Source organism: Sporosarcina sp. NCCP-2331 (assembly GCF_023707945.1).
GTDB classification, from domain to species: domain Bacteria; phylum Bacillota; class Bacilli; order Bacillales_A; family Planococcaceae; genus Sporosarcina; species Sporosarcina cascadiensis.
In genome coordinates this window covers 59868-76225 of sequence record NZ_BRCD01000018.1, presented here as the reverse complement: position 1 = coordinate 76225, position 16358 = coordinate 59868, and the positions used below count along the sequence as shown (strand labels likewise).

The 16358-nt window shown below is 41.7% G+C and carries 14 protein-coding genes and 1 riboswitch; of the genes, 2 read left to right on the top strand and 12 right to left on the bottom strand.

Annotated features, from left to right (window positions below):
* Positions 1-3: 3 nt before the first annotated feature.
* From hisC to NCCP2331_RS11610, 8 genes are all read right to left on the bottom strand, one after another.
* Positions 4-1092, bottom strand: coding sequence for a histidinol-phosphate transaminase (hisC, locus tag NCCP2331_RS11645; protein ID WP_251670845.1), 1089 nt, complete (start codon positions 1090-1092; stop codon positions 4-6).
* 32 nt (positions 1093-1124) lie between these two features.
* On the bottom strand, positions 1125-2405 hold the full coding sequence (locus NCCP2331_RS11640; protein ID WP_153722853.1) for a TRAP transporter large permease: 1281 nt from the start codon (positions 2403-2405) through the stop codon (positions 1125-1127).
* Positions 2402-2905, bottom strand: a complete 504-nt coding sequence (locus tag NCCP2331_RS11635; RefSeq protein WP_153722852.1) for a TRAP transporter small permease — start codon at positions 2903-2905, stop codon at positions 2402-2404. Before NCCP2331_RS11635 ends, NCCP2331_RS11640 begins: the two co-directional genes overlap by 4 nt.
* A gap of 184 nt (positions 2906-3089) precedes the next feature.
* A complete protein-coding gene (locus NCCP2331_RS11630) occupies positions 3090-4097 on the bottom strand; it encodes a TRAP transporter substrate-binding protein (RefSeq protein WP_153722851.1) in 1008 nt (335 codons plus the stop codon).
* 598 nt (positions 4098-4695) lie between these two features.
* Positions 4696-5379, bottom strand: a complete 684-nt coding sequence (locus NCCP2331_RS11625; RefSeq protein ID WP_251670844.1) for a DUF4956 domain-containing protein — start codon at positions 5377-5379, stop codon at positions 4696-4698.
* The gene (locus NCCP2331_RS11620) at positions 5348-6157 is read right to left on the bottom strand and encodes a polyphosphate polymerase domain-containing protein (protein WP_251670843.1); all 810 of its coding nucleotides are present in this window, start codon (positions 6155-6157) and stop codon (positions 5348-5350) included. The genes NCCP2331_RS11625 and NCCP2331_RS11620 overlap by 32 nt, the downstream gene beginning before the upstream one ends.
* 111 nt (positions 6158-6268) lie before the next feature.
* The gene (locus NCCP2331_RS11615) at positions 6269-7567 is read right to left on the bottom strand and encodes a sensor histidine kinase (protein WP_251670842.1); all 1299 of its coding nucleotides are present in this window, start codon (positions 7565-7567) and stop codon (positions 6269-6271) included.
* Entirely contained in the window at positions 7560-8246 is a 687-nt protein-coding gene (locus NCCP2331_RS11610; RefSeq protein ID WP_251670841.1) for a response regulator transcription factor, read from the bottom strand. The genes NCCP2331_RS11615 and NCCP2331_RS11610 overlap by 8 nt, the downstream gene beginning before the upstream one ends.
* Before the next feature lie 195 nt (positions 8247-8441).
* Between NCCP2331_RS11610 and NCCP2331_RS11605 the strand changes: the two genes are divergently transcribed.
* Together NCCP2331_RS11605 and dapA are read left to right on the top strand one after the other, a co-directional pair.
* On the top strand, positions 8442-10595 hold the full coding sequence (locus NCCP2331_RS11605) for a carbohydrate-binding domain-containing protein (RefSeq protein WP_251670840.1): 2154 nt from the start codon (positions 8442-8444) through the stop codon (positions 10593-10595).
* Positions 10596-10756: 161 nt separating this feature from the next.
* Positions 10757-10934: riboswitch (Lysine riboswitch) on the top strand.
* A 121-nt stretch (positions 10935-11055) separates the two neighbouring features.
* Complete coding sequence (dapA, locus tag NCCP2331_RS11600; RefSeq protein WP_251670839.1) at positions 11056-11940, top strand: 4-hydroxy-tetrahydrodipicolinate synthase; 885 nt, start codon at positions 11056-11058, stop codon at positions 11938-11940.
* Between the two features lie 64 nt (positions 11941-12004).
* Here dapA and NCCP2331_RS11595 read toward each other — a convergent pair whose 3' ends face one another.
* From NCCP2331_RS11595 to NCCP2331_RS11580, 4 genes are all read right to left on the bottom strand, one after another.
* Entirely contained in the window at positions 12005-12556 is a 552-nt protein-coding gene (locus NCCP2331_RS11595; RefSeq protein ID WP_251670838.1) for a biotin transporter BioY, read from the bottom strand.
* Between the two features lie 196 nt (positions 12557-12752).
* Complete coding sequence (locus tag NCCP2331_RS11590) at positions 12753-13649, bottom strand: mechanosensitive ion channel family protein (protein WP_251670837.1); 897 nt, start codon at positions 13647-13649, stop codon at positions 12753-12755.
* Between the two features lie 65 nt (positions 13650-13714).
* Entirely contained in the window at positions 13715-14824 is a 1110-nt protein-coding gene (locus tag NCCP2331_RS11585; RefSeq protein ID WP_251670836.1) for a DUF5050 domain-containing protein, read from the bottom strand.
* Positions 14825-14885: 61 nt separating this feature from the next.
* Positions 14886-16355, bottom strand: a complete 1470-nt coding sequence (locus NCCP2331_RS11580) for a sensor histidine kinase (protein ID WP_251670835.1) — start codon at positions 16353-16355, stop codon at positions 14886-14888.
* Positions 16356-16358: the final 3 nt, after the last annotated feature.

The window sequence follows — 16358 nt, the reverse complement described above, 5'->3', positions numbered from 1 at the left end:
ACATCACTCCTTCTCATTTTGATGTAAAATTCCCACCAGAAGTTCATTTTGCTCCTTAGTTCCAATTGAAATGCGGACATATTCATTCAAGCCCCATGGCGTGCATGGACGAATAATCAGCCCTTTTTCCAGCAGCTTATTAAATAATGCCTGTGCATCGGACTTGATGTGAACAAACAGGAAATTCGTGTAGGACGGAAACACTTCAAATCCTAGCTTTGTAAATTCCTCCGTCAGATACTTCTTGCCTTCTTCGTTCATTTGATAATGTTCTTCCGTAAAATCATTGTCATCCAGCGTAGCTGACGCCGCTTCTATCGCTACCCGGTTCACAGCAAACGGCTCACGCAGACGCAATACAGGTTCGAGCAGTTCTTCCGACGCAACAGCATAGCCTACACGCAAGCCTGCCAAGCTGTAGAATTTCGAGAACGTACGGATGGTAATGATCGGATGTCCGGCCTTGAAGTAGTCAATTCCCGTCTTATACGGTTTCTCACGGACATATTCGATATACGCTTCATCGAGCACAACTGTTACATGGTCAGGAATTTCTTGTATGAATTTCTCCAATGAAGAATCCTCCACAATTGTGCCGGTAGGATTATTCGGATTACAGACAAATACAAGTTTTGTCTTATCCGTAATCTTCGCTTTCATCGCATCCAAATCAAACTGCCAATCCTTTGTAAGCGGCACTTCCACAGGAATTCCGCCCATCAGAAGTGTAGACGAACGGTAAGCGGGGAAAGTAGGGCTTCCGTAAACTACTTCATCTCCTTCATCAATGTACGCACTGACCACCAATGAAATAATATTATCTGCACCGTTGCCTGTGATAACTTGTTCAGGCTGCACTTCATACATCTCTGCCAGATGCTCACGCAGTTTTGTCGCAGATGCATCCGGATACAAATGCACTTCTTCAATTGCCTGCTTCATCGCTGCTTTTGCTTTGGGGGAAGGACCGAGCGGATTTTCGTTAGACGCAAGACGGTGCACTTCCTCCAGCTGCAGCTCCTTCTTTACTGCTTCAATCGATTTGCCCGGTATATATGGTGCGATATCTTTTACACTGGTTCTCCAATTCATTTGAAATACAGCTCCTGTCTTCTATGATGTAATTATTTCGCCAATCCCGGCAAGAATGTAGAAAGTGACGGAATCGCAATTATGATAACAATAATGATCAGCATCGCAACGATAAACGGAACAAGCGCACGGCTGATTCGTTCAATTGAAACTTTACTGATATGCGAAGCAACGAATAAGTTTACTCCAAGCGGAGGTGTAACATAACCGACAGCCAGGTTACAGACCATGATGACGCCGAAGTGAATCGGATCAATGCCTACCGCTACCGCCACCGGCAGCAAAATAGGTGTCAGAATAACCACTGCAGAAATCGTGTCAATAAACATTCCTACTACAAACAAGAACGCACTGACCAGCAGCATCGTAATAATCATATTTTCAGAAATTCCTGTGATGAAATGCGCAATCGTCGCCGGAATCCGTTCGATACTGAGCAAATATGCGAAGGAAATAGAGAAACTGATGATGATGATTACCGGTATATTCAACAGGGTTGCTTCTAAAAATACACTGTAGAGACTCTTTAATGTCAGTTCTTTATAGACAAACAATCCGATAAACAATGCATACATACAGGCAACTGCCGCAGATTCTGTCGGAGAGAATAGCCCGCTGTATATACCGCCTAGTATGACTACCGGAATCAGCAATGCCCATTTCGCATAGTTGATTGCCTTCAGCACTTCCTTGAATGTCGGGAATTTACCTTCAGTAGGAAAATCACGCTTTTTCGCTGTCCGATACGAAACGAACATTAACGCCAGCCCGACGAGTATCCCTGGTATAATACCTGCTAAAAACAGTGCGCCGATGGATACGCCGCCCACAATCCCAAACATGATAAAAGGAATACTCGGCGGTAAAATAACTCCAATGGAGCCGGCAGTGGCAGTAACGGCAGCAGCAAACGGCTTGTCATATCCTTTTTTCGCCATATTGGGAATCATGAATGAACCGATCGCTGCAACCGTCGCAGGACCTGAACCAGAGATTGCTGCAAAGAACATACTGGCAAGAACCGTACCGATGGCCAGACCGCCCGTTAAGTATCCGACAAGAACGCCTGCCAAGTGCAGAAGACGTTTTGAAACTCCGCCTGAACTCATCAACACACCTGCCAGGATAAACAGTGGAATCGACAGTAATGAAAACGAATCAAGAGAAGTGAAGGCCTGCTGCACAATGGAACCGAGCGGCAGATCTGTTGCAAAAACCATTGTGAACAATGCTGATGCGCCAAGAGATATCGCGATAGGAACGCCGATAAGCATAAGAGCAAAGAAACTGATAAATAATACAGCTATTGTCATTGTTCCACCCCCTCAATCTCTTCTTCGAGCAGTTCTCCTTTTATAATCCCTCTGAATTGCTGGATAAGTCTAAGCGCCATGAAAAAAGCTCCAAGAGGGATTACAGAATATGGAATCGCCATTAAAATTCCACTTGAAGGGGCTTTTTGGCCGGTCTCTATTAGCTGCAAAATAAAAAACGTACCCTTATAAGTAATAAACGCCATAAAGGCGAAAAATAAAAATGTAGATAATAAATCTAAAACTTTTTTAAATTTATCATTCATTAAATCCCTCAAAAAAGTTACCCGGATATGTCCGCCCATTTTAATGGCTAAACTGGAACCAATCCACACTTGTGCAACGTGGACATACCGCGCAAATTCTTCTCCCCATACAATACCGCTGCCGAAAAAGTAACGGAAAAGAGCCTGGGAAAAAATCATCAGCAAAATGGCTGCCATCGTCGTAACCAAGAATATTTCTTCAAACTTTTCAATAAAGCGTAAAAACTTCTTCAATGTTTACCATCTCCACTCATTCAATATCCAGCGTGGTGTTTTCATTCGTCTATCCTATCTGCCCTGGAAACGTGTTTGCGCCTGGCACAGTAAATCATTTCGTTAACCGAAGAAAGTGAGAAAAATTTCACCCGGCCATCATCAAAATGTATGATAACCGGGAATAAATTGTCTGACTATACTATTATTCTCTAATTAATTCCATCAAATCATGACCGATTTCTTTTTCGTACTTATCATATACCGGCTTTAACTTTTCAATGATTTCCTGTTTTGTTTCTTCAGGCAGCGTATTTACTTTCAGCGTTTCTCCCAAAAGCTCCATTGCTTTCGCATCGTACTCAACAGATACTTCTCGTTCGTGCTTCGTAAATGCTTCGCCTGCTTCATCGACTACCTTTTGAAGATCTTCAGGAAGTGAATCATAGAACGCTTTGTTCATTACAAGTGCTTCTGCAGTAAATGAGTGATTCATGATTGTCATATAATCTTGAACTTCATACACTTTTGAGCTCTCGATCAACTGACCTGTCGTCTGCATGCCGTCAAAGATATTTTGCTGAAGAGCCGAATACAATTCACCGAATGCATATGGCTGAGGGTTTGCCCCAAGCTCCTTCAGGCTGTCCAAGTGAATGTTGTTTTCCATAGTACGCAGCTTCATTCCTTTGAAATCTTCAATTGTTTCGATTGGTTTTACGTTGTTCGTCATCTGTGTCATTCCTGCACTGCCCCAGCCTAAACCTTTCAGCTGATTCTCTTCCAGCTTTGCATTCAAGATATCTCCAAGCTCGCCATCCAGTTTGCCGTTTGCATCATCTACGTCATCAAATACGAACAGGAAGTCGAGCGCCATAAATTCTTTAACGAAGTTCGTCAATGGTGCAGTCGCGGGGCTTACAGCCTGAATATTTCCTGCCTGAACTGCTTCGATTGCTTCTCGTTCAGAAGCATAAAGTTCACCATTTGAAAACACCTCAACCTGCAGTCTGCCATCTGACTTATCTTCTGCCACTTCTTTAAATTCCATCAAGCCTTTGTGCAGTGCTGAATCTTCCTCTACTGAGTTTGAAATCGTTATTTTATATTTCTTGTCTGAAGAACCGGCATCCGCCTTCTCACTATCACTGCCGCAACCTGCTGCTATCAGTGCCAGCGACATCGCCGCACCCATCATCATTTTCTTCCACATATTATTGCCCCCTTTTTATTTATAAAAATAGTTAGTCTAATAATCTGCTAAACTAGTGTTAATCAATTCTGTTATTATAAGGAAATTTAACCGCTTACATTTCACCATTTAATTTCAGGTAAGGTAATATAAGGTAACAATGCGCAATAATAATTCAAGAGCCTCCTTTACAGTGATTGTTGTTGTAAAAACTTTCATACTTTTCTATTACCTTACCGCAAGTATATTTTAATCGTCTAACTATTACCAATCGCTTTTTTGTATATAGTTATAGTTTTTGGCTATTTATCAGAATACGTTATTAGACTTTATTAAGAAAGTTCTTCATTATGAAAGTCAGGTTTATGTATTTCTATAATTGTAGGAACCATTTTATTTATCCATATTAGCATTCCAGTATGAGTAAACAAAATCACAATAAAAAACCCCTCTCTTGATTATCATTTTTGCAAGAGGGGGCTGTTTCAATCAATACTTTTATTTTTAAGCAAGTTTACTTTAAAAAGACTTTCACCATCATTGGAGAATTTGAATGGGCGCAGGATCTTTCTTCTATTTAATACGAAATCATTTCTTCTGCAGATATTCATTTTTTTACTCAGTCCCGCATCTCCAAATAGGAAAGTGACACCTTCAAATTTGCATTGCGCACGCGAATTTCATTCAGCAGCTCTTGATCTTTGGTCTCCACTTTGCTTCGAATTGCAAAGGTGTAAAGAATCATTGTTCCTAAGTTTGTCGTTTCTACTTGACGAAGATGATACGCTTCTGTTTTTTCATTCAAGATATCATCAAATAGATTCTCGTGATTCAAGTTTTCAGGGACGGTCACTTTTAGAATTTGCGTATCTTTCCCTTTGCCGTAATCGACCTTGTACAGAAGGTAGAAAATCAGACTGGCAAACAGCGTCAACGCGATGGCAAGAGGAAACTGAAAGAGTCCGGCAGTCATCCCAACACATAATCCGAAGAAGATATACGCAATATCTTTAGCGTTCGTGACAGCACTCCGGAAACGGATGAGTGAGAAAACAGCGAATAGACCAAATGCGACGCCTGCATTATCGCTTACGACGTTCATAACTACCGATACGACCACACTCATCATAACAATCGTGTGAACGAAGGCTTGCGAATAACGTTCGCCGTTAAACGTAATTTGGTATACTTTCGTAATAATTAAGCTGAGAACAGCAGCCAGTGCCATCGCGGTAATACTCATCCACATGGTAGGGCTTCCTTCCAATCCATTAGATGAAAACAAGTTCGTGATTTGATCCATTTTCTATTCCTCCTGTAATCGGTTCTTTTAATTCTTTCGGTTCCAAATAGTCAGCCTGCGGCAATACATCTCCGCTCAGCAATTCCATACTCGTACAGAACTTCGAGGCGCTCCGCTGTTCACATTGTAGCTCCTGTAAAATACGCGCAAGCCAAAGCGGCACGCTGTGATCAACTTTCACTTCTAATACGACAAGATCGGGGTCGATGAAGTACTCTCCGTAGGGGCCGTTTTCGATATGCAGATCGTCTTTGCGGCAGCGTAAATCAAAATCAAACGTGATTCTCAGTCCGGAATCATGGATGCCGTGAAGCGCATGCCGGCTGTATGATACGACCATTTCGGGACGTAAGCGATAGAACGTTCGGAAATAATCTATCTCCTTCAAGACCTGCGTATTTGAGGTTTCATATTGGTCTAGCCCAGCCTGGCCATCTTCTTCAAGGTAACGGTAGGCTTCTTTAAGCGGCAGCAGCATCCGTCGTTTATTGACAACTTTCTGATGTTTCTGTTTGACCTCAAAAAAAGCTGTACTGTGGAGATCAGCATCGTCATAGACACGCAAGCGCAGTTTCTGCCGATACTTCAATTTATTTTTCGTCTCGAAATAAATTCCTTTCTCTGCATTGTCGAAGTACAAGCTAGTGACCAAGTATTTTCCGTCGATTCCATTTTTATCGTTACGCATAATAGGTCCAATCTGTTCTGTCAGTTCGGCGTATTGGCGTCGAGTGATCAAGTATTTTTGTTCTTTTCTGCTGAATATTTCAATCGCCATAGTCATCTGCTCCTTTTTGCTGTGTTTCTGTAAAACCTATACTAAATGGCGAACCTTAAATGAACCTTAAAGAAATTCGGTATTAAAAAAGAGATCACACTATGTGATCTCTTACTTTGGCAGCTTGACTATAAAGATAGAACCTGCCGGCTGATTCTTTTTCACCTGAATGGTCCCATCGTGCATCGATACAATCCACTGAGCAATGGATAATCCCAGTCCCATTCCTCCCGTTTCCCTAGTCCGTGCTTTGTCTTCCCGATAAAAACGATCAAACACATGGCCAATATTTTCTTCTCTGATACCGATTCCCGTATCGCTGACTTCAATTACTGCTTTTAGATCTTCCGTATAGGTTTTCACGCTGATCCTGTCGTTTTCGCCTGTATATTTTAAGGCATTATCCAATAAAATCACTATCAGCTGATGAAGGCGTGTTTCATCCGCTTCTATCGCAAAAGGACTGTGACAACTTAGCGTAAAATGCTTTTCCTGTGATTCGGCTATTTCCTGATAAGGCGTGCATATATTCTGGATGAATGAATCCAAATGAATGGACTGCTTTATTATTTGCGTCTCTGCAGAATCCGCTCGAGCCAAAGTCAATAAGTCGGAAGTAAGTTTCGATAAACGTCTCGTTTCCGATAGGCTTAACGCGATATTTTCAAAACGGTCTGCAATCCGTTCCTGAGGCACCGTAAGAAGAAGTTCCAATTTATTCTGGATAATCGTCAAAGGTGTTCGAAGTTCGTGTGACGCGTTTTCTACGAATTCTGCCTGCTTGTTCCATGAATGAATGATGGGCTTCATCATCTTTCTGGATAAAATGAAACTCGCAGAAATAGAAAGAACGATAAAGATCGCCGAGCAGATAATAATCAGTTTTTCAAAGTTGGCAATAATCGTTTGTTCTGCATCGACATTCACCAGTAACTGTGTATAGACCGTTTGATCCTGATCATTCCGATCTTCAAAAAGAATGTATCTGAAGTGGTACAGATCACTGATTTTCGTCATTGTAATCTCGTTCAAATTCGTTTTGTCCAACGTATAATTTGCTAGATAATTTTCATAAAATAAGGTCCCGATTTCATCTTCATTCAGAATATTCCCGGACCCATCCCAATGAATGACAATCATTCGTGGATTCGGCATACCTTTTTGCCTCTCATCAGCCCGTGCAGGCGGGTTTAAGTTACCTTCTTTAGGAGGCAGCCTCAGACTTTCCGGATTATTGCCGGTCAATCTCTCTTTAAATGACAAAAGTTCTTCGTCTGTCTTTGAGAATAGCGTGTTCTGCACTTGGCTGAAAATAATAATGCTGAAAATCGTAAAAATCACTGTAAATGCGATCAAATTAAGAAACATGAATGTCAGCTGTTGCTTCTTGAAGATTAGTCTATTAAACATTTCCTTCACCGCGGTCTTCCAGCATATAACCTAATCCGCGGAAAGTCTTGATGTATTGATCATAATCAAATGCCTTTAAACTTTTCCGTAAATTGCTGGCGTATACTTCGACCACCGTTGTAGAAGTATCAGATTGAAATCCCCATATGCGATCAAATATCTGTTCCTTTGTCAAAATAGCATTTTTATTGTTCACCAAGTACTCCAGCAAATCAAATTGTTTTCCATTCAGCTTAAGGGTCTCCCCGCGTATCTCGGCAGTTTTATTTTTTATATTCAGATCTAATTCTTTAAATGTCAGGATATTTTCTTTAAATAAACCACCTGTTCTTCTTACCATGGCCTCGAGCCTCAATAACAATTCTTCCCGGTGGAACGGTTTCACCAAATAGTCGTCCGCTCCGACCTTAAAACCTTTAATCTTATCATCAATTCCGTCTTTGGCTGTCAGCATAATGACTGGAGTCGTAATATTTTTCTTTCGTAAATTATCCAATACTTCATAGCCGTTTAAATAAGGAAGCATAATATCCAGGATAATGACATCAAAAATATTCTGTTCTGCAAGAAACAGACCTTCTTCCCCATCGTACGCCTGCTCCACATCGAATATTTCCTTAGTGATATCGCAAATTGATTCAGAAAGATATTTGTCATCTTCAATGATCAGCAGTTTCATATAGTGCTCCTCCCATTTCATCACTCACAGTCGCTTCTGGTTACGTACGATTATAAAACTAACTCGAATAAAAGAAAACTTTAAATCAACATATCATTTTTTAAGGTTTGTTTAAGGTTCTACCTGAATAATAGGAATCACAGCAAAATATCGTCTTACAAATTAGATGAAATCTTATTCAGGATAAGGAGCTTAATGATGAGAAAACAACAATCAAGATTTATGAAGATATCCGCCTCTCTTTTGTGCACATCACTTTTATTTGCTTGCAGCAATGATTCGACTAGCGTGAAAAATACAAGCGAGGCTGTAGTTAAAGCCGAAAGCTTGTGTACGATCGGCAATCAGGAAATAGCGAGTGTAAGCAGCGAGAAAGTGCAATATGCCGATGAAGATTTTTATTCGGATTGGGAAAATGCCACGTCTATTCAGTTGAACGGCAGCAGTGCCAGTTCAAAAGGTGATGGAGTCGTAATCAGTGACAAACATACAGTGACGATCAAGTCGGCAGGCGTATATACGATTCAAGGCAAGCTAGATGACGGACAAATCATCGTAGAGACGGAAGACGACGGCATAGTTCGGTTAGTACTGGATGGAGCAGAGATTCATTCTTCTACTTCTTCTGCTATTTATATAAAACAAGCTAAGAAAACTGTGATTTCATTAGAAGAAGGTACTGAAAATATCTTATCTGACGGTGAAAATTATGTGTATGAGAATTCAGAGGAAGATGAACCGAATGCCGCGTTATTCAGTAAGGATGATTTGACAATCAATGGCAGCGGAAAGCTTGTTGTCAATGCTAATTTTAATGACGGGATCACTAGTAAGGACCAATTAAAAATCACGGGCGGCAACATGGAGATTCATGCTGTTGACGACGGTATGCTGGGCCGGGACCTCCTCGCTGTAAAAGATGGCCGTATTCATATTGAAGCAGACGGAGATGGAATGAAATCAACCAATGATCAAGACGTTTCAAAAGGAATCATTGCGATTGAAGGAGGCACCTTTGATATTCTGGCGGCTGACGATGGCATTCAAGCAGAGACTTCCCTGCTGATTGCGGACGGAGATTTCACTGTTTCTTCAGGAGGCGGCAGTTCTGAAAATATAAAGAATACCGGAATGGATCGGGCGGCACCGGGAGAAATGGATTCTGACACCAAAGATGAAAGCACTGATTCTTCCACTCTGAGTGCAAAAGGTTTGAAGGCTAATGAAGAAGTAGCAATTGGTGGTGGAAAAATTATTGTTGATTCATTTGACGATGCAATTCACAGCAATAATTCTATCACGATTACGGGCGGCGATTTACAAGTGGCTGCGGGTGATGACGGAATTCACGCAGATACGTCCATCCTGATCAAAGGAGGCAGTATCGCTATCATGAAGAGTTATGAAGGGATAGAAAGTGAAGCGATCACTATCTCAGACGGAAAAGTTCGTCTGAAGGCATTAGATGACGGCATTAATATTAGCAGCGGCGAGAACTCAGATCAGACTGCACAACAAACAGCTGCTTCTGACCGTCTGCTTTCGATTAGCGGAGGCTATATTTATGTCGATGCAGACGGAGACGGACTTGATTCGAATGGTTCCATTTCGATGACAGGCGGTACAGTACTTGTTAATGGGCCAACGAATAACGGCAATGGCGCTTTGGATTATGACCAAGATTTTGAGATAAGCGGCGGTGTATTGATTGCTGCAGGAAGTTCCGGGATGGCGATGGCTACTTCAGAAGAATCAACTCAGAATACCATCTTGATGAGCTATCCGAAAACCCAAACGGCAGGAACTTTGATTCATTTAGAGGATAGTGAAGGGCAGAATATCGTAACGTTTGCACCCGAAAAAGATTATCAATCAATCGTCATCAGTTCAGCTGACTTAGCAAAAGATGGTTCCTACACTCTTTCTTCAGGAGGAACATCTTCCAGCAAAGAAAGTGACGGTCTTTATGAAGATGGAGTCTATTCAGGAGGGGAAAAAACAACAGAGTTTTTGATTTCCGATTCTGTCACATGGCTTAATGAATCTGGAATAACCACCGCGAAAAGTGGCGGACCCGGTGGTATGGATCAAGGCGGAGCAGGAGCACCGGATGGCGCTAAGCCTCCGGAAGATAGGCAAAATCACGGGGACAAACAACTGCCGCCTCAGGGAAAGGAAGATCCATTTGCTGATTTAGATCAAGAGACAAGAGAACAAGTCCAAAGCATTCTGGAACAGCAAAGAGATGGTTCCATTACATCGGAAGAGGCAAAAAAACAACTGGAGAAATTGGGGGTAGAGCTTCCTCAGCGAAAAGTTCCTGATGCACAAGACAAACCAAAGCAATAGATTTAATGAATATTGTATGCATGCTATTACGTTTACTCTCTGTACCAGATGGAAATATCCTGAAGCCTATCGACTGCTTTTTTCATAGAAAGGTTGCATTTACTTCAGATAACAGGTAGAGTGTTAGGTAATTAAACATTCTCTTATTTCGAAAACTTCGAAGTAAGGATAGAGGCGCAAAGACCATCAGTACACAATCTGAGGATGATGAGATCCGATGAAGATTGTAGAAAGGGGAATTTGCCGAAGCTGAAGAGAGCTCATTTTCTCTAGGCTGGTTCTGGGCTGAATAAGTGCAGAATTGTCATATAGGCGACTATATGGAGGGCTATCTTATGCAGAGAAATAATTCGTTATTTCAAAGCAGCAGCGACCCTCGTTGCTGCTTTTTGCGTTCAATGATCAACTCGCCCTCCACCCTCTATGTTTTTTCAATAAAAAGATAGGATGTGGAGAACAGATGAATTTCGGACAGATTGTAACAGCTATGGTAACTCCTTTTGATAAAAGAGGAGAAATTGATTTCGCAGCCACGGAAAACTTGATCAATCACTTAATTGCCAATGGATCAGATAGCCTGGTGATTTCAGGCACTACAGGAGAATCCCCTACACTGACACTTGAAGAGAAAGTGGCATTATTCAAGTTCACAGTACAAATAACTGCAGGAAGAGTTCCGGTAATTGCGGGAACAGGCACGAACGGTACGAGAGAATCTATTGAACTGACAAGGCATGCAGAAAACGCAGGAGTAGACGGTATCATGCTCGTTACGCCTTACTATAATAAGCCGTGTCAGGAAGGTCTGTATCAGCATTTCAAAACAATTGCTGACACGACTGCTTTGCCTGTCATGCTTTACAATATTCCGGGACGCAGTGCTGTGAATATGGAGCCGGAAACGATTATCCGTCTGGCTGAAGTGCCGAATATCGTTACTGTGAAAGAAGCGAGTGGAAACTTAGAAGCGATGGCTGCTATCATTGAGTCTACACCTGAGAATTTCACCTTATACAGTGGTGACGACGGGCTGACACTTCCTGTTCTTGCTATCGGCGGAGCAGGTGTCGTCTCCGTTTCTGCACACGTCATAGGCAATGAAATGCAGTCGATGATTCAGAATTTCAAGAGCGGAAACCTTCAAGTAGCGGCACAGCAACACCGTCGTCTGCTGCCGATCATAAAAGAAATGTTCTCTGCACCGAATCCTTCACCAGTTAAAGCTGCGTTGAATTTAAAAGGCGTAGCGGTTGGCGGCGTGCGATTGCCTATTCTGCCTCTGCCTGAAGCTAATTTACAGTCTTTGAAAAATGTTTTAAACTTGCGTAAAGCAACTGTACTATAAAACGATAAAGGACACCTGTTTTTTACAATGAATCATTCATTGTAAATCAGGTGTCCCTTTTAACTTAGGCTATCAATAACCGATTAGCCAGCAGACGTCCTCGGACTAGAATTCCAGCCCATGCTGCCAGGATAGCTTTGATGAAACCGCCAATTAAGAACGGTGCAAATCCTGCCATAAATGCAGCTGTCCAAGATAGTTCAGCCACAAATTTCAGCCAAACTGTTCCGAAGATCAGCGTAACGAACATGGCAATTATATTTGCAACTATTGCTTGCGGCAACGTAAAACTAGTGCGTTCCATATAGTAGCCCGTAAGGAATGCCGCCGGAATAAATCCTATCAGGAAACCGCCTGTCGGGCCAAAGATGACACCCAATCCTGAAGACATACCCGAAAAAACAGGAATCCCTACAGCCCCCATCATCAAATACACGAGTACTGAAATCGTTCCATAGCGAGACCCCAAAATAGTTGCGGCTAACCCGACTGCCAGTGTTTGTCCTGTAATCGGAACGAGCGGCAACGGGATGGTCAGCTGCGCCATGATCCCTATAATTGCTGCAAATAATGCAGATACAATCAACATTTTTAATCTTGAACTTGATTCAGTCATCTCCCGTAATCCCCTTTAGTAAACATTAATATAATATCAGTTAACGATTATTTTATAGCAGACTTATTTTTGTGTCAACTATCTAATTGTAACTTCTAACACATATCTTTTATTTCAGCGAGACATGAATCAAAAACCGCACTCTCTCGTCAGACAGCGTCTGGCAAATGAGGATGCGGTGTATTTTAGCTAAGTCTTACTCCGGAAAAATCCGCACATCAAACGATGCAAATGCGATTCGGTCATTTTCGCTGATTTTAGAGAGCATTTCTCGCTGCAGAGCGGTCTTCATACTTGTACCATTTCTATAATCTGCTGCATATCGAAGAGTCAATATAATGCCCGCATCATTTGTATCCACTGAAAACACCGGCTGTAATCTTTCCTTTTCTTCGGATAAGGTTAAGTTTTTTCCAATCAACGGTACCAGCATTTCCTCAAAGTACCTGTTGCCTGCATCTGTCATGATTTTTTCAGCCGCTTGCCAATCGCTGTCAAACGCAAGAGTGTATTTAATTTCATGCCACAGAAATTCGTTCTTCACACCAATCAGCTTCATTGATTCATCGAAAATAATACTGTTTGGCAGTTTGATTAGACGGCCCGTATGAGAGTCGGAAGATAAATTATTACGCACTTCCAGCAACTTGATAAATACTGGATTGATATCAATGACATCACCGACTATTCCATTAATTTCAATGCGATGTCCTACTTCCAGATACTGTTGATACTTCATCACAAAGTATCCAATAATATTAGTCGTCATTCCCCTGACCATGAAAACGACAAACACGCCGATCAATAGAGAGATCAATATTAGGGCGTTAATTGCTTGCACCCAAATGAATAGGACGGCAATGACAGTCAATGTTAGGATACCTTGTTTAGTCGCCTTGCGAAGCTGATATCTCCGTTTCATGTCACGGACATTGCTTGTAATCATTTTTTTACACACTGAATGCAGAAATAGCCCAATCAAGAGAATTACAGCGGACAGTGCTATTTTATTCAAATAAGCGCCCGGCGTCTTCAATGTAGAGGAAAGACCATCCGCAAGTCCGGATAAATATTCTGTTAAAAATTCTGGCATGGCTGAACACCTCTATTTACTGTTTGCCATTAGTATAACCTGAAATTCAAATTTACAGGGTTTTGCTATTCTTTCACCTGAAATACCGCGATGTTTCCTACGATATCTTCCTTTCCCAAACTTGTTTTCACATAAGCCGTTTTAGAGTCCGCGCTCCAGCCCCCCGAGTATGAAATCACGCCATACTTGTCCACGTTTTCCATAATCCGCGTGCTATTGACCAGTTTTCCGTCCACCAGTTCCGCCATATAGACATTGGATCGGTACTCGCCGCCAACTTGCACGGGCGTATCATACAGAATTTTGCTTTCATCAGGCGAAAGTTTGTAAGTACTGTTCCACTTACCTTCTTCATCCTCACCGCCCGCCAATAGCTTTTCCACATGTTTAGTTTGCTTATCCCAATAAAAAATCCCCAATTCACTATCGATCATTCCTTCAAAAAGAAAAGAACCATCTTGAAGTCTTGAAAAATTGCTCATTTCTTTTCCCTCTCCTTGGAAACTAAATACATTTTCAATCGTACCGTCTTCCTGAAGTCGATAGATTCCATAACCATCTTTTTCACTGCTCGCAACAATATAATAGACATCATTTTCTTTCTCTATATAATTCAGTACATAATCTTGAAATCCGCTCATCCCCCATGTCTGACTCTGATTGATTTCGGGATCAAACCGGACAATCATCTCTTTTTTATAGTGATAATAGAAAATGTCTTCATCTACAAATAAGATTTCATCCGGTCCAGCGTTTTTTAGCAACTTTTTGTCTCCATTTTGCAGATTATGGGCATATACTTCTCGCGCTTTATCATCATAAGAAAGTGCCCATTTGCCATTCTCTGAAACCATAAATGCTTCACGATCCGCTACTTTCTTTTCGGTCCCCTGCGATAAATCCAATGAATACAGCAGACCGTTTTCATTGTATGTGACCACGTCTTTGTTGATAGGCTGATAAAAAGGCGCATGAGAGATTTTTTTCACCACTTCAATATCCGGCTGCCTTTCAACCTCCAAGCTTCCGTCAGCCAGCGCACTTTCTAATTTCACGTCTTCATTGATTACAACCGTCGTTCCCTGCATTTTTGCTTCTCCCGGCATGGAACATCCTCCCGAAAGCAAACTCATTGCAGCAACCAACAGTAGTCCTTTACCTGTTTTCCCATTCATATTTTCTTCCTCCTCTTTGTGTATAACAACAGCTTACACAAAGGATATTGCCAATCTTTCCTCACTTGTTGCCGTCTTGTTGCCATTGTGGAAAAACAATTGAAACATCCACTATTCCTCCCTGATCCTCAAAAGAAATCGTTCCGCCATGCCTTTCCGTCAACTGCTTGGAAATGGTCAGTCCAAGCCCGCTGCTGCCGAGTCCTTTCGTGTGAATAAACGGCTCAAAGACATGCGTTGCAATTTTTTCAGGTACTGGCTGGCATGCGTTTCTGACTGTTACCGTCGTTGCAGAAAGCTTTACAACTATAGCCGTACCCGGAATGCCGTATTTAACTGCGTTATCCATCACATTAATGAAAATTTGCCGAAGCTCATCCTGATTTCCAAGGACGATAAAATCTTTGCCTTCTATATTAATTGCAGTCTGCTGTTGTTTAGCTTTGATGCTCAGATCTTCACAAACTGAAGAAACCAGCGGCAATATATGGATTGGCTTCTGCTCTCTTCTAACGATATCTGACTCACTTTTCGACAGTTCAATTAGATCGATCACCATCCGATTCATCCGTTCACTTTCCATCCTAATTTTTTCCGTCGCTTTACGTAAAAAATCAGGATCATCAAATTCCGGTTCACCAATGATCTGTGCGTAGCCAGAGATCGTAGCCAGGGGAGTTTTCAGTTCATGTGTAACATTATTGAAAAATGAAGTACGCGTCTTCTCAAGCAACAGAACTTTGTCTTTCTCTTCTTCGACTCTTTCAATATGCTGTTCAATATGATGCTGCATTTCATTGAAGCTGGCCGCTAGCTCTGCGAGTTCATCTTTTGAATTCACGCGCACTTTTGTGTGGTAATTCCTCTCTGCTACTTGCTTTGTTGCTTTCGTCAACCGGGTCAGAGGCTTCGTGATCTGCGTTGTAATCACGAATGAAATTAAAAAGACTCCGATAAATAGTGAAATGATGAGGACAGTAAAACTTCTCACGACACTTTCATTCCGTTCAAAAAGATCCGTGTAATCTGCTGTAAAACGAAGAACACCAATAAATTCATCTTGGATATATAAAGGATAAGCAAAATAAATCAACGTTCCTTTATCTGTATCTTGCTGTGTAAATGACGCTTGGTTTGCAAATGCAGCCTTCAATTCAGGATAATCTGCTTCCTGACTATTCGTTTGATATACCTGGTTCTCTATAAGCAGCGGCTGATCAACCGGAACCGTCTCATAGATGAAACTCCCATCTGGACCGTAGAGCGCCACGCTTTGTTTCTGTAATTTGCTCAACTCCTGAGCAATCCGGCTGCCGTACTCCGTTATCAAATTATTTTGAGCTGAGTGAATCTGGACAAACTGCTTACTGTATTCCCGTGTTGTATGCTGCAGTTTTGCCATATCACTCTCAATCAGCGCCTGACTGTTCGCTTCCAATGAATCTTTCATAATCTGCTGCACTAAAAATGCGGCAAGGGTAAACAGGATAAAGTAGCCGATGAGGAATTTCTTTCGGATAGTCCATTTCATTCG